Source organism: Nonlabens sp. SY33080 (genome assembly GCF_011784885.1).
Lineage (GTDB): Bacteria > Bacteroidota > Bacteroidia > Flavobacteriales > Flavobacteriaceae > Nonlabens > Nonlabens tegetincola.
In genome coordinates, this window is the sequence record NZ_CP050461.1 from 1,125,932 (window position 1) to 1,151,683 (window position 25,752).

Genomic DNA, 25,752 nt, shown 5'->3' on the forward strand with positions numbered 1-25,752 from the left:
ACTTTTTAATTAGTTGTTGTTAAATTAATTAAGCGAACTAATTATGCTTTCATTGCTCCAAGCATGTTACCATACACACTGTTCAATGAAGATAAGTTATTAGCTAGTCCAGCCATTTGCTCTTGAAGTTTAGTAGCGTTTTCAGCGATTGCTTGATTAGCTTCAGCTTGTTTAGCACCGCTCTCTACTTGTACTTTGTAAAGACTGTTTAAAGATTCCATTTGAGCAGCTGCAAGAGCCATTTCCTCAGAATACTTTTTAGTAGAAGTCATAGCCTCAGTAGTTGGCTTAATACCTTCTGCTGCACCTTTAAAGCTACGGATGCTGTCTCCTAAACTAGACATAAGTTCAGAATCAAGTTTAGCCTCCTTAAGCATTTCATCTAATTTTTTTGATAAAAGACCTTGTGCATCTTTAGGCTCTTCTACTTTTTTCTTTTTCCCACCAACTGCTTGACCACCAGCTAATTCTGGATAAACAAGTGACCAATCAAGATCATCTTCTACAGGTTCAAAAGCAGATATAAAGAAAATTAAAGCTTCAGTAATCAGACCAATAGCAAGTAAGGTACCACCACCAATTTTAGCTCCACCACCTAATGGAATTTCCCAGTGAAGAATTTTGAATAATGCACCGATAATTACAATTGAGGCTCCGATACCGTAAGCCATGTTAAATAATTTCTTAGTTGTTTTAGACTGTGCCATTTTTAAATAAGTGTTTAGTTAAGTTGTTAAGTTAAGATTTAATTAATTAAGGGGTATTAGTTAGTAGCTGCATTAAGAGTTATATCAGTACCTTGATACGTTTGTACCGTACGGAAACCAATAAAACTTCTTGCACTATCCTGATATTCGTAGTCACGAGTTCCTACTTGTAAGAAGTATGATACATCCTTCCAAGATCCACCTCTAACACCTTTACGTTTATTTTCTTTATCATTTACTACAGGCGATAATGAACTCATAAATTCATAAGCTCCTGGCTCATATGAAGAATTCACCCATTCTGATACATTACCTGACATGTTATATAAGTTGTAATCATTTGGTTCATAAGCATCTGCTTCTACCGTATAAACCGCTTGATCTGCTGCGTAATCACCTCTTAATGGCTTGAAGTTAGCAAGGAAACAACCTCTATCATTTTTTGCATAAGGACCACCCCATGGATAAGTAGCTCCTTCTAATCCACCACGAGCAGCATATTCCCATTCTGCCTCACTTGGTAAACGGTACTCAAATACTCTTTCTAGATTACGTTGCTTTCTATACCCATTGTGATAAAGTGTTCTCCATTGACAGAACGCCTTAGCTTGTTTCCAGTTTACTCCTACTACAGGATAATTACTATAAGCTTCATGATAATAGTAATCATTGTGCATTGGCTCATTGTAACTATAGTTAAAATCTCTAATCCATACTGTAGTGTCTGGATATACAGGAACTGGCTCTTGAGTTATAAAGTCTTTTCTAGATTTAGATTTGTCACGATTACGAGCAACTGCTTCTACATCGTACTCTGTGTACATAAACTGTAATTTGTCCGTATCGATAGTACGTTCTCCATTATAAGCTTCCTCGTAAGGGATTAGGAAATTGTCATAAACCTCAGCATAAAATTCGTCTGGAATCTCCTCTGTATCCCAAATAAGATCAACATCACGATTTAACTTTCTTCCTTCATATCCTGTTGGACCAAGACCTACGTAGTTATCTTGTAGGTATTGCTCCCAAGGAGTAAGCTCTCCTTCTTCACCATCAAGAAAGGCAAATTCCCCTATTCCATCATCACCAGGAGTAGCACCATTTTCATCTGCCATAATAGCTAGATTTGTTCTAAAAATAGAATCACGTACCCAGTTTGTAAACTGACGGTATTCTGCGTTTGTAATCTCAGTTTCATCCATGTAGAAAGATGGTACTGTAACAGTTTTAGCTGGCGCATTTCTAGTAGCAGCGATATCATCATCACTTTTACCCATTATAAACGCACCACCTGGTATAAGCGTCATACCATAAGGCTTTTCAGGATGCCATTTCTTTCCTTTGGCACCTACTACCATTCCGCGGTCTCCTTTTCCACAACTAGCTACAAAAACTGCCACTGCTATAAGGACAAAAAACTTTTTCATAAGGTATCTTAAGTTATCTTTATGAGATTTAAGGCCGTAAACCTATTATTTTATTTATAATTCCACAACTTTTTTTTATGATTAATTTAAAGAAACTATCGATAAAATGTTGCTAAAATTCGTTTTTCTTCCTAGCTCTTAACCATTTATCAGGAAGATGTTGATTGCAAGCTTCTTGATAATCTTTATAAGAACAAGGTAATAACGTATGTTGTTTTAATTTATTATTGACTCCTTGAATAAAAGGTATTTCTATCCACCAGCGCCCAGTATTACTACTCTTGTAAAATATAAGTATCTCGTCCTCAACAGGTACCTGATACTTTAATACATTATCATCGATATTCAATGGATACTCACCGCTGCGATAATTGTAACCTTCGATAAAATACCAAACTATCTCTGCTACCAACTGCGCAGGTGTATCTATTGCCTCCAGAACAGTCTCAAAAACACCAAATACTTTTAACCTATCACTAATTCCAGCGTACCTGGAAAGACTGCAAATTTGCTTACCATTAAATCCATTAGGGTTCGCTTTCGCGAAAGCGAGATCACCACTACGAACCGATTGTAAATCGATACCTACCAAGTCTGCATCTCTCATATGAGGCTCTGCCAAGGTGATATCCTGATCCAACGCACCTAATCGATCTGCTTCAAAATACATGCGTTGCAACAACTCAATTTCGTCTTGCGAATTGAAATAGGTTTGAAAACCAAGGTTGGTATAATTGAATAAATTATAGGGTTGTTCCGTCACCATTTTACCAACGTAATTGCGTGAGGTAATGGGCGCATTGATATCGCCTAAGTCAAACCTACAATCAACATTCAACGCATTAATCATTGTATAATGCTCATCAAATGCTCGATACATAGGATACATAAGATCTTGACTACCACCAATGTATATAGGTATAATTTTTCTTAAGAGAAAAAATTCGGTAAGCTGTCTTACCACGAAATAGGTATCTTCAACAGTTTCACCAGGAAAAACATCTCCTAAATCGGCTATGGTTGATGTCCAGTTTCCTGGATACAATTCGTACAGCTTTCTTCTAATATGATCCAAGGTTTTAACTTGAATCAAGGCATTATTATCCTTACGGTTTTCTAACAGACCGATGATCACCAAATCCACATTTTGCAAGTCTGGCATACCATCTTGCTCTGTATGAATTTTTATTGTTTGTCCTAAAGTGGCTGGTGGTTGCAACATTGCATGAGCCACCGCAAGCTCATGAACTGGGTTTAAAAAATCCAGAGACATGTTTATTTTTTAGTACTCTTACGAGTGGTTTTTTTCTTAGTTGTTTTCTTTTTAGGAGCTTTTTTTGCAATTAATTCTTGAGCTTTTTCTAGAGTAATACTTAACGGATCGATAGTTTTTGCTAGTTCCACCTTAGTCTTACCTTTAATGATATTATGCCTACCCCATCGAGCCTTTTCAATTCTTATGCCTTCTTCTTCCCAATCAACTATCAGCTTGTCTTTTTCCTTTTGAATCTTATCTTTAATTAAAGTTTCAATATCTGAATTAGACAGGTTATCAAAGTCGTACTTTTTGTTTACTGAAATAAACATACCACTCCATTTTATAAATGGACCAAATCTACCAACTCCTTTAGTAACCGGTTGGCCGTCATATTCATAAATTGGAGCATCGGCCTTTTCTTTTTCTTCTATAAGCTCCATAGCACGATCTAGTGATATACTCATAGGATCATCTGTTTTCTCCAAGGAAACAAATGTTTTACCGTTGAATTTAACATATGGACCATATCGCCCTTGATTAACTTCAACAGGATGCCCATTGTATTCACCCAAAGTTCTAGGAAGTTTAAATAGCTCTAAAGCTTCCTCTAAAGTAATCGTCGATAGATTTTGAGAAGGCAGTAAGCTAGCAAACTGAGGCTTCTCTTCATCCTCTACAGTACCTATTTGAGCCATAGCTCCAAACCTTCCTAATCGAACACTTATAGGTTTACCGCTTTCAGGATGTGTTCCTAGGATACGTTCACCTACTTCTCGTTCGGCATTTTCTGCTACGTCCTTAACTTTTGGATGAAAGTCTTTATAGAAAGACTGCATCATATCAGTCCATTCTTCTTTCCCTTCGGCGATGTTATCGAAAGACTCTTCTACTTTGGCTGTAAAATTATAATCTAAGATATCACCAAAATGCTCTACTAAGAAGTCATTCACAACTCTTCCTACATCAGTAGGAATCATTTTACCTTTATTTGATCCAGTTTTTTCAGTTAATTCTTGAATCTGAACTTCTTCATTAACCAAAGTGAATTGTTTGTAAGATCTTTCTTCTCCTGTGTCTTGACCTTTTTCAATATACTTACGATTTTGAATGGTCGTAATTGTAGGTGCGTATGTAGAAGGTCTACCGATACCTAATTCTTCTAGTTTTTTAACCAATGAAGCTTCCGTGTAACGGTATGGTGGTCGTGAGAAACGCTCGGTAGCAGTTATAGACTTTGAATCTAAAACATCTCCAACGGTTAAATCTGGTAACAGTCCTTCTTGTTCTAGGTCTTCATCATCAGTTCCTTCTAGGTATACTTTTAAAAAACCTTCGAATTTTACGATTTCACCATTTGCAGTGAATTCTTTATCGTGAGTACTAGCACTTATAGAAACGTTGGTTCTTTCAAGTTTAGCATCACTCATCTGGCTGGCTATAGCTCTTTTCCATATGAGCTCGTATAATCTGATTTGATCTCTATCGGCTCCTGCACTATGGACTGCAAAATCAGTTGGCCTTATAGCCTCGTGAGCCTCTTGAGCTCCTTTAGACTTTCCTTTATAATTACGCTCTTTATGGTATTTATCTCCGTATGCCTTATTTATTTCCTCCTTGGCACCGTTTTTTGCTTCATTACTTAAGTTAACCGAGTCGGTTCTCATATAAGTAATCAATCCAGCTTCATACAATCGTTGTGCAAGTTGCATGGTACGACTTACATTGAAGTATAATTTCCTTGAAGCCTCTTGCTGTAATGTTGATGTAGTAAATGGTGGCGCTGGAGATTTACTAGCTGGCTTTTTGGTTAGATTTGAAACCTTAAAAGTAGCTCCTTTATTGGATTCTAAAAACTCCTCTGCTTCCTTAGTAGAATCAAGTGAACTTGGTAATTTTGCTTTGACTAGCTTACCTTCTTTTGAAAGGAATTCCGCATCAACCCTAAAGAAGTTTGTTGAATTAAACTTCAAGATTTCATCCTCGCGTTCTACTATTAATCGAACTGCCACACTTTGCACACGACCAGCACTTGCACCACCTTTGACCTTTCTCCATAATATAGGAGAAATCTCATATCCTACTATACGGTCTAGCACTCGTCTAGCCTGTTGAGCATTTACAAGATCATAATCTATCGTTCTAGGATTATCAATTGCCTTTTGAACAGCGCTTTTAGTGATCGCATTAAACACAATACGTTTTGTTTTTTCTTTTTTGAGATCTAGTTGTTCAGCAAGGTGCCATGCAATAGCTTCTCCTTCTCGATCTTCATCACTCGCTAACCAAACAATTTCGCAATCGGCAGCTAATTTTTTAAGCTTTTTAACCAGATCTTTTTTATCACTAGAAACAATATATTTAGGTGTAAAATCTTTATCGACATTAACACCTAATTCCTTGGCAGGAAGGTCAGCAATGTGACCAAAACTAGATGCTACTTTGAAATCTTTTCCTAGAAATTTTTCAATAGTTTTTGCCTTGGCAGGCGACTCTACTATTACAAGATTTTTTGCCATTAAGTTTTGAAATTTGAAATGCAAAGTTATAGTTAAAATAATTAGAGAGTCTAAATAATTGTTAAACCAATATTTTTTAGAATTATAAAAATCTATTATTCAGTATTTTACCTTTAAATATTCTTTTAAACCAAATAATCAAAGATAATTCTCCCTGTTCGTAGTATTCTTTTTAGGTTATTAATAGGCAAACCAACTTTTGAACCTTTTCCTTAGAAAGAGCATAACTATCTGTTAGAATGTTAAGGTGACAGATTGTCATTAAACCAAAAAAACAAACTATCTTTGCACCACCTAAAAAAGGTGAAATACTAAGGAGACGATGGAAAAAGTAATTGAAGAAGAAAAGCAAGGAACTACTGTTCAATTAAATGATAAAAAAGAGAATGGCCGTAAGTTATACATAGAGAGCTACGGTTGTCAAATGAATTTCTCAGATAGTGAGATTGTTGCATCAATCTTGGCTAAAGAAGGTTTTAACACTACTAACACTCTTGAAGAAGCAGACCTAGTTCTGGTTAACACTTGCTCCATTCGTGAGAAAGCAGAACAAACAGTTCGTAAAAGATTAGAGAAATTTAATCGAGTAAAAGAGCGCGAAAATCCAAACATGAAAGTTGGGGTTCTAGGCTGTATGGCAGAAAGACTTAAATCTAAATTTCTTGAAGAAGAGAAAATTGTAGACATGGTTGTAGGACCAGATGCCTATAAAGACCTTCCAAATCTTGTAGCAGAAATCGATGAAGGTCGTGATGCAGTTAATGTAATTTTATCTAAAGAAGAAACCTATGGTGATGTTGCTCCTGTAAGATTACATAGTAATGGTGTCACTGCATTTGTATCCATAACTAGAGGTTGCGATAACATGTGTACTTTTTGTGTGGTTCCTTTTACAAGAGGACGTGAACGTAGTCGTGATCCTCAATCTATCTTAGAAGAAATTCAAGATTTGGTAAACAAAGGTTTTAAGGAAGTAACTCTTCTAGGACAAAACGTTGATTCGTATTTGTGGTATGGCGGTGGTCTTAAGAAAGATTTTAAAAAAGCTAGCCCAATGGCACAGGCGACTGCAGTAGATTTTGCCAAACTTCTGCATATAGTTGCTAAGGCTCAACCTAATTTAAGAGTACGCTTTTCTACAAGCAATCCACAAGATATTAGTGATGATGTTCTCCATGCTATGGCAGCACATCGTAATATTTGTAATTATATACACTTACCTGTACAGTCAGGAAGTGATCGTATATTAAAAGAAATGAATCGACTGCATACCCGTCAAGAATACATGGATTTAATTGATCGTATTCATGACATTATTGAGGATTGCGCAATTTCTCAAGATATGATCGCTGGATTCCCAACTGAGACCGAAGAAGATCATCAAGACACTTTAAGCCTTATGGAATATGTAAAGTATGACTATGGTTTCATGTTTGCATATAGTGAGAGACCTGGTACTATGGCTGCAAGAAAAATGGAAGATGATGTTCCGGAAGAAGTAAAGAAAAGACGTTTATCAGAGATAATCGATGTACAACGTCGTACTGGTCTAGAAAGAGCTCAATACTTTGTAGGAAAGACTGTAGAGGTACTTATTGAAAAAGAGTCTAAGCGATCTGATCAACATTGGGCAGGACGCAACTCTCAAAATTACATGACCGTTTTTCCAAAAGGTAATTTTAAGGTTGGCGATTTTGTAATGGTCAAAATAACAAACTGCACTAGCGCAACTCTTATAGGTGAAGCTGTTGGATATAGTGATATGACAGGCCCAATCACGATTAAATAATAGTTTATGGAAGGGATACAAGCTATAAAACAAAGATTTGAGTTAATCGGTAACGACCCTAGTTTTAATCGTGCTATTCAAAAATCCCTGCAAGTTGCTCCTACTGATATTTCAGTATTAGTAACGGGAGAAAGCGGTGTTGGTAAAGAAAGTATTCCTAGAATTATACATTCTCAATCCTTTAGAAAACACGCCAAATATATAGCCGTAAACTGTGGTGCAATCCCAGAAGGAACCATAGACTCTGAACTTTTTGGGCATGAAAAAGGCGCTTTTACTGGAGCTACACAAACAAGATCTGGTTATTTTGAAGTCGCCGATGGCGGAACCATATTCTTAGATGAAGTAGGTGAATTACCACTACCTACACAAGTAAGATTGTTGCGAGTTCTAGAAAATGGTGAGTTTCTAAAAGTAGGATCCTCAAAAGTTCAAAAGACTGATGTTAGGATTGTAGCAGCCACAAACGTCAAAATGTTTGAAGCTATCGAGAAAGGGAAATTCAGAGAAGATCTGTATTACCGATTAAGTACAGTAGAAATTCACTTACCACCATTACGCGAGCGTAAAGGTGATATTCATTTGTTATTTAGAAAATTTGCTAGTGATTTTGCCACCAAGTACAAAATGCCAACTATCAGATTAGATGAGGACGCAGTACGCTTATTAACCAATTACAGGTGGAGTGGAAATATCAGACAATTACGCAACATTGCCGAGCAAATAAGCGTTCTTGAACAGGAACGTAATATCAATGTAGCTACCTTACGTAATTATCTACCAGACACTGGGACTCATTTACCTGCCGTGGTAGGAGAAAACAAAAAAGCCGACAGTGATTTTGCAAACGAGCGTGAAATACTTTACAAAGTGCTGTTTGATATGAAAAATGATTTAAATGATCTTAAAAAGCTCACTCACGATTTGATGGCTAGCGGTAACATGAAAGATGTGTCAGAAGAGAATTCTGGTTTAATTCAACGCATTTATGGCAACAATAATGATTCTAGTACAGACTATGAAGAAGTTATTGATAATGCCTATGAAATAACCAATGAAGATTCTTTTCATGAGGATAAATTACCTGTAGAATATCAACCTCAATCTTCCATAGCTTCATCTGTATCAGACAGGTATGATTTTGCTCAAGAAATTGAAGAAGAAGAATCTTTAAGCTTAGAGGAAAAGGAAATTGAATTAATTAAAAAATCTCTTGAACGTCACAAGGGAAAACGCAAAGCAGCCGCAGAAGATTTAGGAATTTCAGAACGCACCTTATACCGAAAAATTAAGCAGTATGACCTTTAAGAAAATAACCTTTTTAGTAGTAACCCTTCTCTTGGTTACCAGCTGCGGTATTAAATATGGGTTCAATCAAACTTCCATTCCTGATAATGTCAACACTTTTCAGGTAGATTTTTTTGGTAACCTGGACCCTATTGAACCTGGTATCGAGCGTACTTTCACGCTTAATTTACAAGATTTAATTCAGGATCAAACAAGGTTAAGTATTGTCAACAGCGGTGGTGACTACATTTACCAAGGTGAAATCACCAGGTACTACATCGCTCCTATGACTGCAACCGCAAACAATACTGCGAGTCAAAATAGGCTAACTATAGAAGTAAATGTAAGATTTACTAACACCAAGGATGAAGAGCAAAGCTTTGAGAAAAAATTTAGCTTCTTCTATGACTACCCTGCAAATGTTTTACTTAATGGTAGTGCTTTAGATGAAGCTCTCGATGTGATATTTACACAGATCACACAAGATATCGTGAATGAAACACTTACTTCATGGTAACCAAGGATCGTTTACATACTTTGATTGCCACTCCTGACGAGCTTTCATTAAACGATTTAGGAGACATTCAAACTACACTAGAAAAGTACCCGTACTTTCAAAGTTTAAGATCTGTATTTCTTAAAGGTTTAAAATTAGAAAATAGCCCTTCATACAATCAGGAACTTCAAAGAACGGCCGCGCATACCTCGGACCGCGCTGTTCTTTTTGATTATATTACTTCCAAAAGTTTTATTCAAAATAGAATAAGTACTGAGATCAAAAGGCAACAAGAGCAGCTTAATTCGTTAGAAATTGAAGTAGAAGAGTTTAACGTTGTTCAAGAAGATTTTAATGAAAACAGCGATTTTACCAATGTAACAGATGATGACTTATTTGTTAAAAAGGATACTGATCAAACACTGAATTTTGAACAAAGTGATGCTTACAGCTTTAGTGAATGGCTCAAGCTCACATCGCTCTCTCCCATCAAAAGAAGTGATGAGAAATCAGTTGCTAAAGAAACAGATGATATCCAAGACGCTTCAAGTGAAAATAGTTATAGCGTTGAGGAATCTCATCAACGTTCCATGGATATTATTGATAAGTTTCTTAAAACCAAACCTAAGAAAATTAAACCAGTAGCCAGTGAAACTAAAATTCAAAATCTGGCAGATCAAAATATGGCTCCAGAGCAATTCATGACTGAAACTCTAGCCAAAGTTTATCTTGCGCAAAAAAACTATAAGAAAGCAATTAAAGCATATGAAATTTTAAAATTGCAGTATCCAGAAAAAAGTAGTTTCTTTGCAGACCAAATTCAAGAAATAAAGAATTTACAAAGTAATCCATAATGACAACATATTACATTTTTGCAGGTCTTATCATTTTAGTTGCCTTTTTACTTATCGTAGTAATTATGGTTCAAAATCCTAAAGGTGGTGGACTTTCACAAAGCTTTGGCGGCGGTGGAACACAGCAGTTAGGTGGTGTACAAAAAACAGGAAATTTCCTAGACCGCAGTACTTGGGTTTTATCAACGTTACTTCTAGTACTTATTTTATTAGCTAGTACTGCAAAACTTCAAGGCTCTAGTACGTCAACTATTAAAGTTGCCGATCCTGATGCTCAAGTAGAAACTCCTGCTTTACCATCAGATTCTGGTGATGCAACAACACAAGAAACTGACACGAACGAATAAACAGTTCTTTTAACTGACAAAAAATCCAGCTCCACGAGCTGGATTTTTTTATTTACGGCATTTTGTCAGTAACCACAAAATGGCACATTATTAGAATATAGGCAGGCATAAAAACAACTAAAAATTCATTTTAAAAATGGGATTAAATATTCAACCTTTATCAGACAGAGTTTTAATTGAGCCTATGGAGGCTGAACAAAAAACAGCAAGTGGTCTGTACATTCCAGACACAGCAAAGGAAAAACCTCAACAAGGTAAAGTAGTAGCTGTAGGAAATGGTAAGAAAGATCATGAGATGACTGTAAAAGTAGGTGATACAGTTCTTTACGGTAAGTATAGCGGTACCGAACTAAAATTAGAAGGTACTGATTACCTTATGATGAGAGAGGACGACATCCTTGCAATCGTTTAATCTAACCTTTCAATTTAATTTTTAATTAAGTACGCTTTCGCGAAAGCGTAAATTCAAAAAAAACAATCATGGCAAAAGACATAAAATTTGATTTAGAAGCTAGAGATGGTATTAAGCGTGGTGTAGATGCACTTGCTAATGCTGTTAAAGTAACATTAGGACCAAAGGGTCGTAACGTAGTAATAGGAAAATCATTTGGAGCGCCAGTCGTAACTAAAGATGGTGTAAGTGTAGCTAAAGAAATCGAGCTAGAAAATGAGCTGGAAAACATGGGTGCTCAAATGGTTAAAGAGGTAGCATCAAAAACCAACGATCTAGCTGGTGATGGTACTACTACTGCAACCGTACTTGCACAAGCTATCGTAAAAGAAGGCCTTAAAAATGTGGCTGCTGGTGCAAATCCTATGGATCTTAAACGCGGTATCGATAAAGCAGTTGAGGCGATTACTAAAGATCTAGACAAACAATCAGAGAAAGTTGATGATAGTGGTGATAAAATAAAACAAGTTGCCTCGATCAGTGCTAATAATGATGATGTTGTAGGTGAATTAATCGCTACTGCATTTGGCAAAGTAGGAAAAGAAGGTGTAATCACAGTAGAAGAGGCAAAAGGAACCGATACTTATGTAGACGTAGTTGAAGGTATGCAGTTTGATCGTGGTTACTTATCTCCATACTTTGTAACTAATTCAGAAAAAATGACCACTGAATTAGAGAATCCTTACATTCTTCTTTTTGACAAGAAGATTTCTACCATGAAGGATTTAATGCCAGTATTAGAGCCTGTAGCTCAAACTGGAAAACCTTTACTTATCATCGCAGAAGATGTTGATGGTGAAGCACTTGCTACCCTAGTTGTAAACAAGCTAAGAGGAGCTCTTAAAATAGCTGCAGTTAAAGCACCAGGTTTTGGTGATCGTCGTAAAGCTATGCTAGAGGACATCGCTATCTTAACAGGTGGAACTGTGATTAGCGAGGAAAGAGGATTTACTCTTGAGAATGCTACTATTGACATGCTAGGAACAGCAGAAAAAGTGGATATTGATAAAGATAACACTACAATTGTTAATGGTAACGGTGATAATGAAGCTATTAAAGCTCGTGTAGGTCAAATTAAATCTCAAATCGAGAACACGACTTCTGACTATGATAAAGAAAAACTTCAAGAACGTCTAGCTAAACTTGCTGGTGGTGTTGCTGTACTTTATGTAGGTGCTGCAAGTGAGGTTGAAATGAAGGAGAAGAAAGATCGCGTTGATGATGCATTACATGCAACAAGAGCAGCTGTTGAAGAAGGTATTGTTGCTGGTGGTGGTGTTGCCCTAGTAAGAGCTAAATCAGTTCTATCTAAGCTTAAAGGCGCTAATACAGATGAAGAAACTGGTATTTCAATAGTAGCTAGAGCTATAGAGGCTCCATTAAGAACTATCGTTGAAAATGCAGGTGGTGAAGGTAGCGTTGTAGTTTCTAAGATTCTTGAATCTAAAGGAGCTCAAGGTTATGATGCTAAAAATGATCAATATGTTGATATGCTTAAAGCTGGTATCATTGACCCTAAGAAAGTAACGCGTGTAGCTCTTGAAAATGCTGCATCGGTTAGTGGTATGATTCTTACAACAGAATGTGCGCTAGTAGAAATTAAAGAAGATGCACCTGCTGGTGGCGCTGGAATGCCAGGTGGAATGCCAGGAGGAATGGGCGGAATGATGTAATCATTTCTCCATTTTATTACACAAAGCCATCTCTTCTAGAGATGGCTTTTTTTATATTGGCTAACTTATCTTTGTGATATGCGTATTTTTTTTCTCTTATTCTTAATAAGCTCTGGGATTTCCTTATCACAAAATGTTCAACACATCATTGATCAAGTTGATACCAATAGAATTACTACCCGACTTCAAGAATTTGCAGGTGAAGTATCTACTACGGTAAATGGTAATGCGCAAATCATAATTAATCGCGAGAGCAATCAAAACGATATTGCAAAAGACTATCTTGTTGAAAGATTGAATGCCCTGCCCCACCTGAATGTTACTACTATAAATTACAGCACTAGAGGAACTAACATTATAGCAACGCAAACTGGTCTTACTAATCCCAACGACATTTATATAATATGTGCTCATTATGATACAGTTACTAACTACTGCGTAGACGATAATGCTACTGGAACTATCGCTGTTTTAGAAATCGCAGAATTATTAAGCCAGCAGTGTACGGATAACACGATTGTATATGCATTTTGGGATGAGGAGGAACAAGGTTTAATAGGAGCACGTAATTATGCACAAGCAGCAAGAGCCAGAAATGATAATATAAAAGCAGTACTCAATCTAGATATGATAGGATACGATGGTGATGGTGATAATGATTTTGATATTGACGTGAGAGATGTCGCTAACAGCCTAGCTATGAAAGATGATATCGTACAAATGTTAAACCAATATGGAACAAATTGGAATTTAAACGCCAATGTCATTAATCCAGGAACACCTTTGAGCGATCACAAGGTATTTTGGGATGAAAATTATACTGCCTTACTAATCGGTGAAGCATGGTCTATGAACGATCAAAACAATCAATACCATACCACTAGAGATAGATTTAATAATCTAGATATGTCTTACTGCACCGACATCATAAAACTATGTACCGCTTATATGGCCGCAAAAGCAGGACTTAATTACATAGACTCAAGTATTCAAAACACAGGTTCGTCACTTACTGTTACAAATGATCCAACAGCAACTTATAGGTGGATTGATTGTTCCACAAATTTATCAATTTCGGGTGCTACCAGTCACTCCTATACTCCTACCACAGATGGTATTTATAAAGTTAGTATTACGAAGTCAGGCTGTACGGAAGAAAGTGACTGCATTAATTTCACAACGTTATCACATAATAGTTTAAAAACGCCCATTCAAGTAAGCTATAACCAAGCAACCAAAGATTTATTAGTAACCAACACCACAAAAGCTGAAATCCAATTGCGATTGTATCATGTAAATGGTCAATTTGCTCAAGAATGGATTACAGAAAAGTCTCAAGAGAATATTAACCTAAAAAAATATTCGGCAGGGATTTATATTCTCCAATATTTCGTTGAAGGACAAAGGCAAATATTAAAAATTCAGATATAAAAAAACACCCTGAAAATGATTGCATTTTCAGGGTGTTTAAATCAATTATCGAGATATTATTGTTGTACTGGTTCTAGCGCATCTGTAATTAATGTTTCCCCTTTAATTATTTCAAAAGTTTCTTTATTTGCTACATCATCGTGTAATGCTTTTACTAAGACCTTTGCTACATCAGCTCTTGGAATTTCTCCATGCTTATTTAACTTGGATTGCAATTCTATTTTATTGTTAGAATTATCATCGGTTAATGAGCCTGGTCTCACTATTGAGTAATTTAAATTTGAATTTTTTAAATAATTATCTGCGGCTTGTTTAGCTTTTAGATACTCTTGTAAATCTGAAGCCTGCTCTGGGTTGTCTGCTCCCATAGAACTTAGCATCACAAATTTCTTTACCGTTGCATTTTGACTTTCGTCAATTAATTTAATCGCGCCATTTTTATCAACTTCTTCAACATTCTTTCCTTTTGATCCTGCTGCAAAAATCACCTTATCTATGTTGTTTGTTGTATGACTTAAATCATTAGTTAAATCACCCAAAACAGTTTCAATCCCGTTAGTTTTAAACTGATCTACCTGTTCAGGCTTGCGCACCATTGCTACTGGTTCAAAATATTGATCGTTTTTTAATAATTCAATAACTTGTTTTCCTGTGGTACCTGTTGCACCTGCTACTAATATTCTTTCCATATAGTGAAATTAACCACAAAAGTCCTTTAAACAAGGGCTTTTAAGACTACTTAACTAGAGTTTATAATCTAGCTAAGAAGTTAGTCATAAATTAACTAAAGGATCTCTTAAAAGAGTTATAATTCCTTTTTTAAGAATCTAGCTGTATGGCTGGTTTTGTGTTTTGATACTTGTTCAGGAGTACCCTTTGTAACTACTTCTCCACCACCACGACCACCTTCTGGACCTATATCTATAAGGTGATCTGCGATTTTAATAACATCCATATTATGTTCAATAATAAGTACTGTATTTCCTTTATCCACCAACTTATTCAGCACATCCATGAGTACTCTTATATCCTCAAAATGTAATCCTGTAGTAGGTTCATCTAAAATGTAAAAGGTATTACCGGTGTCTCTTTTTGATAATTCGGTAGCCAGTTTTATTCGTTGCGCCTCACCACCAGATAATGTCGTAGATTGTTGTCCCAATGTTATATAACCTAACCCAACATCTTTAATTGTTTTTAACTTGCGATATATTTTTGGAATAGATTCAAAGAAATCTGTTGCCTCATTTATTGTCATCTCAAGTACATCGCTTATAGATTTTCCTTTATAGCGTATTTCAAGAGTTTCTCTGTTAAATCGTTTTCCGTTGCAGGTCTCACAGTTCACATAAACATCTGGTAAAAAGTTCATTTCTATTACTCGTAATCCACCACCTTTACAGGTCTCACATCGTCCACCAGCAACATTAAAACTAAAACGACCTGGTTTGTAACCTCTTATTTGCGCTTCAGGAGTCTTGGCAAATAGCGATCTTATTTCATCAAAGGTTTTAGTATAAGTAGCTGGATTAGATCGCGGCGTTCTACCAATTGGACTTTGATTGATATCTATGACCTTATCAATGTGTTCAAGTCCTTTGATACTTTTATAAGGCATTGGCACTTTTACACCATTGAAAAAATGTGCGTTTAAGATCGGATACAAAGTTTCATTAATCAAAGTAGATTTTCCACTTCCAGAAACTCCCGTCACTACGATCATTTTGCCTAATGGAAAGTCAACTGAAATATTTTTAAGGTTATTACCTGTACAACCTTTCAATACCAATTTTTCACCAGTTCCTTTACGACGCGTTTGGGGTATTTCAATTTCTTTGGTACCGCTTAAATATTGTGCAGTAAGTGTATCGTATTTAAGAATATCTTTTGGACTGCCTTGACTAATTATTGATCCACCGTATTTTCCAGCTCTAGGACCTATGTCTATTACATGATCGGCACGTTCAATCATATCTTTATCATGCTCCACGACTATCACGCTGTTACCGGTATCTCGTAGTGATTCTAAGGAATTGATTAATTTTTCATTATCTCGCTGATGTAAACCTATACTAGGCTCGTCTAGAATGTATAAAACACCTACTAATTGTGAACCTATTTGCGTCGCTAGTCGTATGCGTTGTGCCTCGCCTCCTGATAATGTTTTTGCGCTCCTATTTAAGCTTAAATAGTCTAGCCCAACGTCGAGTAAAAATTGTAATCTTTCTTTAATTTCTTTAAGTAATTCAGTGGCTATTTGTTTTTGCTTTCGCGAAAGCGAACTCTCTAAATCATCAAACCAATCTACCAGTAATGCGATATCCATGTTTGCCAGATCGGCAATGGATTTTTCATTTACTCTAAAGTAAAGCGACTCTTTTCTTAAACGTGTTCCTTCACAGGTAGGACAGGTTACTTTATCCATAAAACCTTTGGCCCATCGTTGTAAACCAGCACTATCGTTATTGTTATAAGTTGCTTCTATAAAATTAGCAAGACCTTCAAAATCAATCTTGTATTTACGAGAAACTCCAAGTGTTTTTGAATTTACTTCGAGACTTTCATTGCCGCCATACAGGATCATTTGTACAGCCTCCTTGGGTAGTTTCTCAATAGGATCAGTAAGTTTAAAGTCAAACTTTTTAGCAATAAGTTCAAGTTGTTTAAATATCCAATTCTTCTTATTGTCTGGATAAGGAGCTAGTCCACCTTTTGAAATACTTAGACTAGGATTGGGAATAATTTTTTCTTCATTAACCTTATACAGGGTTCCTATACCGTTACAGGTAGGACAAGCTCCCTTAGGCGAATTAAAAGAGAAGTTATTGGGTTCTGGCTCTGGATATGAGATACCAGTTTCAGGACACATGAGTGATCTAGAAAAAAAACGTCCTTCCTTATCTCCATGAGCCACTACCATAGTAATGTCGTTTCCATGGTACATAGCTGTGCGTATAGCCTCATCTAGTCGTTTAATATCCTGTTCTGTATCACCTACTTGAATGCGGTCTATTACAATTTCAATATCATGAGTTTTGTAACGATCTAGTTTCATTCCTTTGGTTATGTCCACGATTTCACCATCGGTGCGCACCTTTACAAATCCTTGTTTTGCAATTTGTTCAAATAATTCCCTGTAGTGACCTTTTCGAGCTCGCACAACTGGTGCGAGAATGTTTATACGTTTGTCCTTATAATCCTTAATAATTAAATCCCTGATTTGTTCATCGCTATAACTAACCATTTTTTTACCGGTGTTATAGGAATATGCATCACTCGCCCTAGCATAGAGCAAGCGTAAGAAATCATAAATTTCGGTAATCGTTCCTACTGTACTTCGTGGGCTTTTTGAAGTCGTCTTTTGTTCAATGGCTATGACAGGTGATAGACCATCAATTTTATCCACATCTGGTCGTTCTAATCCTCCTAAAAATTGCCTGGCATAGGCACTGAATGTTTCAATATAACGTCTTTGACCTTCGGCATAGATGGTGTCAAATGCAAGGGAAGATTTTCCAGAACCTGATAATCCTGTAATAACTACTAGTTTTTCTCTAGGAATGTTAACATCAATGTTTTTTAAATTGTGAACTCGAGCTCCTTTTACTTCAATAATCTCGTCTGAATATCCCATAATTTTAGTCAATCTCGCGAAGTTACCTAAACCGCTCTAAAATTTATTTCAAACTAAGTTTAAATCTTGTTAAGTCTTTGCCTCTATTCTTATTACATCTAGTAAACATAAGTGAAAAAACTTGACATTTATCACAAATCGCTCGATTAAATGTAGGCGTTCATCCTAATAATAATAGGCTTTATCTAAAAAAATATAGTTTTAAAACTAAAGTAAATTTTACTTTTAATTTTATCAAAAATTCCCCTATGACCTACCACGGTAAAAATGATTTTCCAGTTTATTTGTATACCATTTTACGTATTGGTTTAGGACTGTATCTTCTTTTTCATGCCCTAGATCATATTATTCATTTCAACCAATATCTTAAAGACACAGAAGCATATTTAGGTGAAGACTCCATGAGTACCGTGCTGCAATTATTTATCCCGATTGTTCCTATGATTGAGTTTTTTATTGCCCTTATGATTACCATGGGACTTTATACTCGTAGTAGTTTAATAGGCGCGATTGCGACAGGAATTATTTTTATAATTACATTCTTCCTTTTTGAAGATTATGACGCTGGCATTGTTCTTCTTTATTCTCTCGCGGTTAAAACGTTGTTGCTGTTCACTGTTAAATACAATCGAATATCGGCCGATTATAGAAACATCCAAATCGCCGAAAAAGAAATGAATGAATTATTAAGGATTAAGGAACAACTTTAACCTGAGTTATAGGTATTTCAATACCGTAGAGACTACGCTTTCGCGAAAGCGGAAAACCACCATCTGTCATTTCCCAGTCTTGCCATGTAGCTCTTATTCCATCTAGAGGTATTATACTTACCCACATTTTAAAAGCTACTGGTTGGTAATTTTCATCCAATTCCCAGAGATAAGCATCGCCTGGCGTTGATCCTCCACTAGAATATTGTACTAATAATTGTTCTTTATCATCAACTTGTACGACAGAGCGCTTTACACCAGCATCAAATAGTTTATGAGGCGCTACCATCCAAAAGCTATCGTTATTAAAGTTTTTTTCAGCATAGGCTATAGCTTCTTCTCTTTCCTTTCCTTCTAGTTTTACTTCGTTTTTAAATGCAAAGCTACTTTGCGGATACCTGGTTTGATACGCAACCCTATAATCATCCCAATAAACGTCAACTAGATTTTGCTGTAATTTCCATCGATATCTATTAACTCCTCTAAATGTCCAATGTAATTCACTAGCTTGAGTAAATTCTTTGTGATTAATTGCATCCAGCATTTTCATGGCCAATTCATCGGCAGGTTTTCCTGTGGTTCCTTCTGGCACCTCTTCATTAAACGTAAGTTTCAATACTATAAAAACAATAAGTAATAATGCAACAACACCTATAAAACCTTTCAATAAAAACTTCAATATTTTTTTCATAGTACTTATTTTTTGCGCAATTTACAGGCAAAATTAAACGTATATCTTTTACTTATGAAATTATTAGGAATAGGCTCTAGAATTGAACATGATGAATTAGGTTTTGGTGTGGTAACCAATGTTACTTCAAAACATTATTGGGTAAGCTTTCAAAAGTCTGGAATTGAAACTATTGATATAGATGATGATTTTGAAGTCATCGAAGCCTGTGAAGATGATGTTGATACAGTTAGTTTTTATGAAGTTGAAAAATCACTAAGATATATTCTTGAACGTTACAGCGATACCAGTCAAATTGTACCGCTTGCAGATAAGTTCAAAGGTGGAAAATTGATATTAGAACCTAAAGACACCGATTTACAATCAAAGGAGATCCCTATCGATAAATTTTGGCATAAAATAGTAATGTTAAGAGATAGACTGCGTGTTATGGAACAAAAGATTAATAGTTCAAAGGAATTAGACGATCAACTTAAAATAGACCTACAGCAATATATTACTCGTATTTACGGTAGCCTTACTACATTCAACGTATTGTTTGCTAGTAAAGACCAGCAATTTAAAGGAACTGGTAAATAAGGATACCATGAACCTACAGGAGGTAAAAAACGAATTTAGAATTGCATTGTCAAATAATTATCCTGACTTTGAAATTGATTCCATTTTTAAAATATGTTGTGAGGATTTATTAGATTTTTCTAGGTCTGATATATTACTAAAATCACAAGAGCCACTGACCAAAAATCAAGAAGGCACTTTAATTACAGCGCTTGAAAAGTTAAAGCAGGATATTCCTGTTCAATATATTACTGGTGTAGCACATTTCTATGGCAGGCAGTTTAAGGTAACTGAAAACACTTTAATTCCAAGACCAGAAACTGAAGAGCTCGTGCAGCTCATCGTGAATGATTTAAATAACGAGTCTTCTTTAAAAATTATAGATATAGGCACTGGAACGGGTTGTATAGGTATAAGTCTTAAAAAAGAACTGATCTCAAGTGATGTCACCTTATTGGATGTTTCTAAGGAAGCTTTATCAATCGCAAAACAAAATGCCACCAACTTAAAAGTTCAGGTACATTTTATAGAACAATCTATTTTAACCACTACGGATTTACCTGACAAATTTGATGTCATCGTAAGTAATCCACCCTATGTACGGAATGTTGAGAAACAGGAAATCCATAATAATGTATTATTATATGAACCTCATCTCGCATTGTTTGTGGAAAATGAAAATCCGTTACTTTTCTATAGAAAAATTTTAGAACTTGCCCTTCATGGACTTACAGAAAAAGGTCGCGTTTACTTTGAAATTAATCAATATCTTTCAAATGAAATGAACGAACTAGCTAGTTCACTAGGGTTTGATTCAAAGATGATTAAGGATTATAATGGGAATTGGCGTATGATGATATGCTGGAAAAAATAAAATCAATTTCAATAGTAGTCCCTATTGATTCTGGTAGTATTCTTTTTTCAATAATAAGCCAGCCTTCTCATCAAATTTTTTATTGAAAACAAACATGTCCCAAAACCATACTCGCTGAGTGATTTGTAGGGTAAATTCCTTTTCAGTAACCTCATTGTTCCTTATTTCATCAAACTTAAATTGATAATAATCTGGCATATATACAGGCACTTGGCCCAAGGTAATCATGGATAAAGTCAAAGGTTGACCGCATACTGGAGTTCTCTTAAGTGGATACAATTTTAGAACCACATTAGCTTCAGTACTATCTGACATTACATTAAAAAGTCCTGAGGCCTTTATTATTTTTAGTTCCTGCTTCAATGAGTCTCCTATTACAAAAGCGTCAATAGTTGTAATCTCCTTCCCGTATTCTTCATAATGAGTAGGAAGCACGCGATAACTATAACACGAATAACAATTCCAAAGCAGGGATACAACAAATAAGAATTTCAATAATCTCATGACTCAAAATGGTTTTCGTTACAGTAGAACAACACTGTTCGCGAGTGATGTGACAATAAAAATACAGTTTTCAGTTCTATTGATTATAACAACAATCCCATTGCGGCTCCTACAATCATTACCAACATTTTTGCAAGATTAAATTTATGAGCTTCACTTGCTTCAAGAATTAAGGTAGTAGAAACATGTAAAACAATACCTGCGACTATGGCCTTAATGATAGTGACTAATTCATCGTCAAATAAGATATATTCATTAAGAAGCGTTCCTAGCGGTGACATTAAGGCAAAAATAAATACTAGCAATGCTGATTTAAATACGCCATATCCTTGTTGTAATAAAAAGCTCGAAAAAATAAAAGCAATAGGAATCTTGTGTACAGCAATTCCATACACCATACTTTGACTAGCATTCAAAGGAATACCTTCTAAGAAAGCATGTATACATAAACTCACAAACAATGCGGTAGGAAAACTAGGAACTTCTTTATTTATGTGTAAGTGACCATGCTCGGCTCCTTTTGAAAAAAATTCTAGAATAATTTGAATAAAAACTCCTATTACAATGTATACACCATAGCGACTTCCATCTTCAAACACCTCTGGTAAGAATTCATGCACCGTAGTGCTCAATAAAAAAGCTCCTGAAAATGCAAGTACCAGTTTAATACTATTAGAATTGATGTTTTTTAATGCCATAGCAGCAAAAAACCCCAATACTACAGCTATAAATGGGAGAAAAATTGGTATCATCTATTATTTAGAATAAGCTTGCAAAATTAACTAACTTCTCAAACATTTGAGCACTTAAAACAGTTATCGTAACTTTACTTTAATATTTATTCAATCAATATGAAAAAAGGATCTTTAGGCTGTTTGGGCATAGGTTTAATTAGTCTTGTAGGCTTAGTTGTCGTTATGGCAATTTGGGCAGGCAGTTGGTACAATGGTACTATTAATTTAAGCGAAGGCGTTTCTGGCGCGTGGGCAAATGTTGAAAGTAGTTATCAACGTAGGAATGACCTAATTCCAAATATCGTAGCTACTGCAAAAAAATATGCCGAATTTGAACAAGAAACATTGATCGGTGTGATTGAAGCTCGTGCAGCGGCCACTTCAATAAAAGTAGATGCCGACAACTTATCTAGTGAACAAATTCAAGCGTTCTCCAAGGTACAAAGTCAAGTAAGTTCAGGTTTAGGTAGATTATTAGCAACCTATGAAAATTATCCAGATCTTAAATCAAACGAGCAGTTTAAAGAACTTATTAATGAATTAGAACGTACAGAGAACCGCATTAATGTGGAACGTAACAATTATAACGGTGCTGTAAAACAATACAACGCTCGCATCAAACGTTTCCCAGGAAACCTGCTTGCCGGTATCTTTAATTTTGATGCTTCTCCTTATTATCAAGCAGATGAAGGTGCAGAAAATGCTCCTGATGTAGAAGGCTTATTTGGCGAATAATATGGACAACCACGTTGAGGAATTTCTTACCGCACAAGAAGAGAAAGAGATTATTGCTGCGATAAGACGAGCAGAAAATAAAACCAGTGGAGAAATAAGAGTACATCTTGAGAGTACCTGTGAAAATGCTATATCCAGGGCTCAAGAAGTATTTCATTTACTCAAAATGGATAACACCAAAGAAGAAAATGGCGTACTTATTTATCTTGCTGTAGATTCTCACAAGTTCTCCATCATCGGCGATAAGGGTATCGATAATAAAGTACCCAGCAACCTTTGGGATCAAATAAAGGATGTGATGGCATCACGCTTTCGCGAAAGCGAATTCTCAACAGGAATCATAAAAGGTATAGAGCTTATAGGTAAGGAACTAGCACAATATTTTCCATGGGATGTGGACGATACCAATGAGTTGAGTGACGAAATATCAAAAGGAACGATTTGATGAAGAGGATACTTTACTTATTGGTATTATTCCCTGTTCTTCTACAGGCTCAATTTAATATCCCAGAAAAACCAGTAGTAAAAGAACAACGAGCTGTTTACGATTATTATAAAATACTCAACAAGCAGGAGTTCACAGCGCTAGACCGCAAATTGATCAACTATGCCGATACAACAAGCACACAAATTGTAATTGCAATTGTAGAGAGCACAAATGGAGAAGACATCTCTTTACTAGGAGCTCGCTGGGGTGAAAAATGGCAGGTAGGACAAAAAGATAAAGACAATGGGATTTTTATCCTGATGGCTTATGGCGATCGTAAAATTGATATTAATACAGGACGCGGCATTGAATACCGCATGACAGACCTAGAAAGTGAACGTATTATTAATCGAATTATAGTACCCAACTTCAAAAGAGGTAATTATTATCAAGGACTGGATCAAGCCACCGATGCCATTTTTAAATATTTAAATGGTGAATTTGTAGAAGACAGAGATTTAAACAAAGCGCCTTTTCCATGGTCATTCTTTATCGTACTAGCTTTTATATTATTCATTATTATATTAAGCAGCCGCAAAGGAAATAATGGCAGTAATCGTGGTGGCGGCACTTCCTTATTAGATGTCATTATTTTAAGTAATATGGGACGTGGCTCATATTCTGGTGGTAGTTTTGGTGGTGGATCTTCCGGTGGTTTTGGCGGCGGATTCGGTGGTGGATTTGGCGGTGGAAGCTTCGGTGGTGGTGGTGCCTCTGGTGGCTGGTAATTAGCTACTTAAAATATAAAGCCGTTCCTATTTGATAGGAACGGCTTTTTTATAGTCTAAGGTTACAAAAGTTATTACTCTTTACCGTCTACATAATCTTGTAAGTAGGCAAAGCGCTCTGTCAATTGACCATCACTAGTAGTAATTTTTGCACGTTGCAATACTCCATCTTTATCCTCATTAAAAAAAGCAGGAATCACATACTTAGAGAACATTTCACCAAAACCTTCACTTGCATCCTTGGGTAATTCACAAGGTAGATTATCTACCGCCATTACAGTTATAGCGCCCTCTTTCTTATAATCTACTTCCTTTTCAGTTTGTGGGTCATAACCATAAATAGGTTGTGCAATAGTGCTAGGTCTAATTGTACAAGCAATAGGACCATCAATATCGCAACTTACATCGGCTACAAGGTTGATATTAAAATCTTCATTTCTCATATCTTCTCTTGTAAAAAAGTAAGGAGCACCGTTTCCATAAAAATGACCTGTAATAAGCATGTCGGTTACCCTAGCATACTTCATAAAATCACTTTTCAATAATTCAGGATTGTTATAACACTCGGTTCTAGTAGGTTTATATCCATCTTTACGCATGTAATAATCCGTCACATCCAGTTGGGTAAACAAGGTTTGCACACTTTTGAATTGACCCAATTGTAAGTATTCCTTGGGTTTTACTTCATGAATTTTAAGTTCCTCTAGGATTTCTCTAATTCCACCTGCCACTTTACCACTTCCTGTCATTACAATATGTATAGGTGGTAGATTGCATTTTATGCGTGCTAGTTCTTTTTTAAGAGCCTTGTAATCAGGAAGTGATTCTACTTTGGGCAATTCAAAACTTCCGTCTCTTAAACCTAATGCTCTAAAGCCATTGTATGCACCTACTATACCAGCATATCTTCCAAAACCTATTAACCTACCTCCGTTTTTTGCGACTATGGTTTCATGGTCATACAGTTCTATTTTTTTATCTAGAATGGCTTGCAACAACTTTCGGTTATAGGGCTGCTTTTTTATCGTGTGAGAAAAGAAAAAGTATTTTTTTCCAGGTATTAAATTTTCAACCGGTACTTCCTTTACTCCTATCATCACATCGGCATCGGTAACATCATCGGTTACAGTAATTCCCTCGCGAGTATAGGCTGCATCGTCAAAAATTCTTATTGGTGATGATTCTACTAGGAATTCCGCTTTCGCGAAAGCGTGATCAAGAACATGTAATTGTTGTGGAGAAAAAACTACGCGGCGATCTGGCGTATTTTTTCTTTCTCTAATAATGGCAAATTTCATAAGGTAGATTATAAAGTAGCAAGATAATTAATCGCAATCAATTTAAAATGGGAAATAAACACCATAAAGACGGAAATATGTTCCAATTATATAGGAAGGTCTATCTGGATCTTTGTCTTATAAATTTATAAAACAATAAACATGAAAAATTTAGTAGTAGTACTTATCGCATTTTTAGGCTTTTATGGTGTGCAAGCACAAGATAAAATGAAAAAGCATTCCGATGAGATGACCCAGGAAGTAGCTCACGTTCAACTAGATCAAATCAAAGGAGAGTTTGTTCAAAAACAAATTACTCTTAAACCGGGTACGTACATCTTTGATGTATCAAACGAGAATGTAGGTCATGAGGTTGGATTTGTACTAGTAAAAAAAGGTGCCGACATAAGTAACCCTAAAAATCACATTCAAACTGCCTATGTAACGCAAGCTGTTAAAACAGGAGAAACCCAACAGTCTAACCCTACAAAACTAGAAGCTGGAGAGTATGTGTATTTTTGTCCTTTAAATCCTACAAGTACAGACAACACGATACTTGTGGAATAGCTTTCTTCTCCCTAGAA

Annotated in this window: 25 protein-coding genes; 15 read left to right on the forward strand and 10 right to left on the reverse strand. The window is 35.8% G+C overall.

Features of this window, described 5'->3' with window-relative positions; translation table 11 throughout:
* Nucleotides 1-41: 41 nt before the first annotated feature.
* From gldL to topA, 4 genes are all read right to left on the reverse strand, one after another.
* Entirely contained in the window at nt 42-707 is a 666-nt protein-coding gene (gene gldL / locus HCN53_RS05175; protein ID WP_060524512.1) for a gliding motility protein GldL, read from the reverse strand.
* A gap of 56 nt (nt 708-763) precedes the next feature.
* Complete coding sequence (gene gldK, locus HCN53_RS05180) at nt 764-2,134, reverse strand: gliding motility lipoprotein GldK (RefSeq protein WP_042277979.1); 1,371 nt, start codon at nt 2,132-2,134, stop codon at nt 764-766.
* 112 nt (nt 2,135-2,246) lie between these two features.
* A complete protein-coding gene (locus HCN53_RS05185) occupies nt 2,247-3,407 on the reverse strand; it encodes a formimidoylglutamase (protein WP_167342244.1) in 1,161 nt (386 codons plus the stop codon).
* Nucleotides 3,408-3,409: 2 nt separating this feature from the next.
* Complete coding sequence (topA, locus tag HCN53_RS05190; protein WP_167342245.1) at nt 3,410-5,908, reverse strand: type I DNA topoisomerase; 2,499 nt, start codon at nt 5,906-5,908, stop codon at nt 3,410-3,412.
* Nucleotides 5,909-6,230: 322 nt separating this feature from the next.
* Between topA and miaB the strand changes: the two genes are divergently transcribed.
* The 8 genes from miaB (at nt 6,231) to HCN53_RS05230 (ending at nt 14,236) form a co-directional block, all read left to right on the forward strand.
* Complete coding sequence (gene miaB, locus HCN53_RS05195; protein WP_167342246.1) at nt 6,231-7,697, forward strand: tRNA (N6-isopentenyl adenosine(37)-C2)-methylthiotransferase MiaB; 1,467 nt, start codon at nt 6,231-6,233, stop codon at nt 7,695-7,697.
* 6 nt (nt 7,698-7,703) lie between these two features.
* A complete protein-coding gene (locus HCN53_RS05200; protein WP_167342247.1) occupies nt 7,704-9,005 on the forward strand; it encodes a sigma 54-interacting transcriptional regulator in 1,302 nt (433 codons plus the stop codon).
* Nucleotides 8,995-9,501, forward strand: coding sequence for an LPS assembly lipoprotein LptE (lptE, locus tag HCN53_RS05205; protein ID WP_085774974.1), 507 nt, complete (start codon nt 8,995-8,997; stop codon nt 9,499-9,501). Before HCN53_RS05200 ends, lptE begins: the two co-directional genes overlap by 11 nt.
* Nucleotides 9,495-10,334 carry a hypothetical protein gene (locus tag HCN53_RS05210; RefSeq protein WP_167342248.1) on the forward strand — a complete coding sequence of 280 codons (840 nt, stop codon included), beginning with the start codon at nt 9,495-9,497 and terminating at the stop codon, nt 10,332-10,334. The genes lptE and HCN53_RS05210 overlap by 7 nt, the downstream gene beginning before the upstream one ends.
* Nucleotides 10,334-10,681 carry a preprotein translocase subunit SecG gene (gene secG, locus HCN53_RS05215; protein WP_060524504.1) on the forward strand — a complete coding sequence of 116 codons (348 nt, stop codon included), beginning with the start codon at nt 10,334-10,336 and terminating at the stop codon, nt 10,679-10,681. Before HCN53_RS05210 ends, secG begins: the two co-directional genes overlap by 1 nt.
* A 136-nt stretch (nt 10,682-10,817) precedes the next feature.
* Nucleotides 10,818-11,093 carry a co-chaperone GroES gene (gene groES / locus HCN53_RS05220; RefSeq protein ID WP_042277970.1) on the forward strand — a complete coding sequence of 92 codons (276 nt, stop codon included), beginning with the start codon at nt 10,818-10,820 and terminating at the stop codon, nt 11,091-11,093.
* Between the two features lie 68 nt (nt 11,094-11,161).
* Nucleotides 11,162-12,805, forward strand: coding sequence for a chaperonin GroEL (groL, locus tag HCN53_RS05225; RefSeq protein ID WP_042277968.1), 1,644 nt, complete (start codon nt 11,162-11,164; stop codon nt 12,803-12,805).
* A 78-nt stretch (nt 12,806-12,883) separates the two neighbouring features.
* Complete coding sequence (locus HCN53_RS05230) at nt 12,884-14,236, forward strand: M28 family peptidase (RefSeq protein WP_167342249.1); 1,353 nt, start codon at nt 12,884-12,886, stop codon at nt 14,234-14,236.
* A 56-nt stretch (nt 14,237-14,292) separates the two neighbouring features.
* On the opposite strand, the gene HCN53_RS05235 is transcribed toward HCN53_RS05230, so the two are convergent.
* Both HCN53_RS05235 and uvrA read right to left on the reverse strand, forming a co-directional pair.
* Nucleotides 14,293-14,925 (reverse strand): SDR family oxidoreductase, encoded by a 633-nt coding sequence (locus tag HCN53_RS05235; RefSeq protein WP_167342250.1) that lies wholly within the window; start codon nt 14,923-14,925, stop codon nt 14,293-14,295.
* Nucleotides 14,926-15,041: 116 nt separating this feature from the next.
* On the reverse strand, nt 15,042-17,870 hold the full coding sequence (uvrA, locus tag HCN53_RS05240; protein WP_167342251.1) for an excinuclease ABC subunit UvrA: 2,829 nt from the start codon (nt 17,868-17,870) through the stop codon (nt 15,042-15,044).
* A 248-nt stretch (nt 17,871-18,118) separates the two neighbouring features.
* On the opposite strand from uvrA, the gene HCN53_RS05245 reads away from it, so the two are divergent.
* On the forward strand, nt 18,119-18,580 hold the full coding sequence (locus tag HCN53_RS05245; RefSeq protein ID WP_105019335.1) for a DoxX family membrane protein: 462 nt from the start codon (nt 18,119-18,121) through the stop codon (nt 18,578-18,580).
* Here HCN53_RS05245 and HCN53_RS05250 read toward each other — a convergent pair.
* Entirely contained in the window at nt 18,564-19,271 is a 708-nt protein-coding gene (locus HCN53_RS05250; protein ID WP_167342252.1) for a DUF868 domain-containing protein, read from the reverse strand. The two genes, HCN53_RS05245 and HCN53_RS05250, sit on opposite strands and share 17 nt — an antisense overlap.
* Nucleotides 19,272-19,325: 54 nt before the next feature.
* Here HCN53_RS05250 and HCN53_RS05255 point away from each other — a divergent pair, with 54 nt between their 5' ends.
* Both HCN53_RS05255 and prmC read left to right on the forward strand, forming a co-directional pair.
* Nucleotides 19,326-19,850: a hypothetical protein gene (locus HCN53_RS05255; RefSeq protein WP_085774980.1), complete on the forward strand. Its 525-nt coding sequence runs from the start codon at nt 19,326-19,328 to the stop codon at nt 19,848-19,850.
* Nucleotides 19,851-19,857: 7 nt separating this feature from the next.
* Nucleotides 19,858-20,703 (forward strand): peptide chain release factor N(5)-glutamine methyltransferase, encoded by an 846-nt coding sequence (gene prmC / locus HCN53_RS05260; RefSeq protein WP_167342253.1) that lies wholly within the window; start codon nt 19,858-19,860, stop codon nt 20,701-20,703.
* A 21-nt stretch (nt 20,704-20,724) separates the two neighbouring features.
* Here prmC and HCN53_RS05265 read toward each other — a convergent pair whose 3' ends face one another.
* Together HCN53_RS05265 and HCN53_RS05270 are read right to left on the reverse strand one after the other, a co-directional pair.
* Nucleotides 20,725-21,207, reverse strand: coding sequence for a hypothetical protein (locus tag HCN53_RS05265; protein ID WP_167342254.1), 483 nt, complete (start codon nt 21,205-21,207; stop codon nt 20,725-20,727).
* 83 nt (nt 21,208-21,290) lie between these two features.
* The gene (locus HCN53_RS05270; protein ID WP_240919399.1) at nt 21,291-21,959 is read right to left on the reverse strand and encodes a ZIP family metal transporter; all 669 of its coding nucleotides are present in this window, start codon (nt 21,957-21,959) and stop codon (nt 21,291-21,293) included.
* Nucleotides 21,960-22,058: 99 nt separating this feature from the next.
* Here HCN53_RS05270 and HCN53_RS05275 point away from each other — a divergent pair, with 99 nt between their 5' ends.
* From HCN53_RS05275 to HCN53_RS05285, 3 genes are read left to right on the forward strand one after another with little or no spacing between them, the layout of a single operon-like run.
* Nucleotides 22,059-22,676, forward strand: coding sequence for a LemA family protein (locus tag HCN53_RS05275; protein WP_042277951.1), 618 nt, complete (start codon nt 22,059-22,061; stop codon nt 22,674-22,676).
* A gap of 1 nt (nt 22,677) precedes the next feature.
* Nucleotides 22,678-23,121 carry a TPM domain-containing protein gene (locus tag HCN53_RS05280; RefSeq protein ID WP_167342255.1) on the forward strand — a complete coding sequence of 148 codons (444 nt, stop codon included), beginning with the start codon at nt 22,678-22,680 and terminating at the stop codon, nt 23,119-23,121.
* Entirely contained in the window at nt 23,121-23,891 is a 771-nt protein-coding gene (locus HCN53_RS05285; RefSeq protein WP_167342256.1) for a TPM domain-containing protein, read from the forward strand. The genes HCN53_RS05280 and HCN53_RS05285 overlap by 1 nt, the downstream gene beginning before the upstream one ends.
* Nucleotides 23,892-23,965: 74 nt before the next feature.
* On the opposite strand, the gene HCN53_RS05290 is transcribed toward HCN53_RS05285, so the two are convergent.
* Nucleotides 23,966-25,189, reverse strand: a complete 1,224-nt coding sequence (locus HCN53_RS05290) for an NAD(P)-dependent oxidoreductase (RefSeq protein WP_167342257.1) — start codon at nt 25,187-25,189, stop codon at nt 23,966-23,968.
* A 141-nt stretch (nt 25,190-25,330) separates the two neighbouring features.
* Here HCN53_RS05290 and HCN53_RS05295 point away from each other — a divergent pair, with 141 nt between their 5' ends.
* A complete protein-coding gene (locus HCN53_RS05295; protein WP_167342258.1) occupies nt 25,331-25,735 on the forward strand; it encodes a plastocyanin/azurin family copper-binding protein in 405 nt (134 codons plus the stop codon).
* Nucleotides 25,736-25,752: the final 17 nt, after the last annotated feature.

Excerpts from the sequence above, each read along its gene's own strand:
- gldL (WP_060524512.1), bottom strand. The coding sequence starts at position 707 with ATGGCACAGTCTAAAACAACTAAGAAATTATTTAACATGGCTTACGGT.
- gldK (WP_042277979.1), bottom strand. The coding sequence starts at position 2,134 with ATGAAAAAGTTTTTTGTCCTTATAGCAGTGGCAGTTTTTGTAGCTAGT.
- HCN53_RS05185 (WP_167342244.1), bottom strand. The coding sequence starts at position 3,407 with ATGTCTCTGGATTTTTTAAACCCAGTTCATGAGCTTGCGGTGGCTCAT.
- topA (WP_167342245.1), bottom strand. The coding sequence starts at position 5,908 with ATGGCAAAAAATCTTGTAATAGTAGAGTCGCCTGCCAAGGCAAAAACT.
- miaB (WP_167342246.1), top strand. The coding sequence starts at position 6,231 with ATGGAAAAAGTAATTGAAGAAGAAAAGCAAGGAACTACTGTTCAATTA.
- HCN53_RS05200 (WP_167342247.1), top strand. The coding sequence starts at position 7,704 with ATGGAAGGGATACAAGCTATAAAACAAAGATTTGAGTTAATCGGTAAC.
- lptE (WP_085774974.1), top strand. The coding sequence starts at position 8,995 with ATGACCTTTAAGAAAATAACCTTTTTAGTAGTAACCCTTCTCTTGGTT.
- HCN53_RS05210 (WP_167342248.1), top strand. The coding sequence starts at position 9,495 with ATGGTAACCAAGGATCGTTTACATACTTTGATTGCCACTCCTGACGAG.
- secG (WP_060524504.1), top strand. The coding sequence starts at position 10,334 with ATGACAACATATTACATTTTTGCAGGTCTTATCATTTTAGTTGCCTTT.
- groES (WP_042277970.1), top strand. The coding sequence starts at position 10,818 with ATGGGATTAAATATTCAACCTTTATCAGACAGAGTTTTAATTGAGCCT.
- groL (WP_042277968.1), top strand. The coding sequence starts at position 11,162 with ATGGCAAAAGACATAAAATTTGATTTAGAAGCTAGAGATGGTATTAAG.
- HCN53_RS05230 (WP_167342249.1), top strand. The coding sequence starts at position 12,884 with ATGCGTATTTTTTTTCTCTTATTCTTAATAAGCTCTGGGATTTCCTTA.
- HCN53_RS05235 (WP_167342250.1), bottom strand. The coding sequence starts at position 14,925 with ATGGAAAGAATATTAGTAGCAGGTGCAACAGGTACCACAGGAAAACAA.
- uvrA (WP_167342251.1), bottom strand. The coding sequence starts at position 17,870 with ATGGGATATTCAGACGAGATTATTGAAGTAAAAGGAGCTCGAGTTCAC.
- HCN53_RS05245 (WP_105019335.1), top strand. The coding sequence starts at position 18,119 with ATGACCTACCACGGTAAAAATGATTTTCCAGTTTATTTGTATACCATT.
- HCN53_RS05250 (WP_167342252.1), bottom strand. The coding sequence starts at position 19,271 with ATGAAAAAAATATTGAAGTTTTTATTGAAAGGTTTTATAGGTGTTGTT.
- HCN53_RS05255 (WP_085774980.1), top strand. The coding sequence starts at position 19,326 with ATGAAATTATTAGGAATAGGCTCTAGAATTGAACATGATGAATTAGGT.
- prmC (WP_167342253.1), top strand. The coding sequence starts at position 19,858 with ATGAACCTACAGGAGGTAAAAAACGAATTTAGAATTGCATTGTCAAAT.
- HCN53_RS05265 (WP_167342254.1), bottom strand. The coding sequence starts at position 21,207 with ATGAGATTATTGAAATTCTTATTTGTTGTATCCCTGCTTTGGAATTGT.
- HCN53_RS05270 (WP_240919399.1), bottom strand. The coding sequence starts at position 21,959 with ATGATACCAATTTTTCTCCCATTTATAGCTGTAGTATTGGGGTTTTTT.
- HCN53_RS05275 (WP_042277951.1), top strand. The coding sequence starts at position 22,059 with ATGAAAAAAGGATCTTTAGGCTGTTTGGGCATAGGTTTAATTAGTCTT.
- HCN53_RS05280 (WP_167342255.1), top strand. The coding sequence starts at position 22,678 with ATGGACAACCACGTTGAGGAATTTCTTACCGCACAAGAAGAGAAAGAG.
- HCN53_RS05285 (WP_167342256.1), top strand. The coding sequence starts at position 23,121 with ATGAAGAGGATACTTTACTTATTGGTATTATTCCCTGTTCTTCTACAG.
- HCN53_RS05290 (WP_167342257.1), bottom strand. The coding sequence starts at position 25,189 with ATGAAATTTGCCATTATTAGAGAAAGAAAAAATACGCCAGATCGCCGC.
- HCN53_RS05295 (WP_167342258.1), top strand. The coding sequence starts at position 25,331 with ATGAAAAATTTAGTAGTAGTACTTATCGCATTTTTAGGCTTTTATGGT.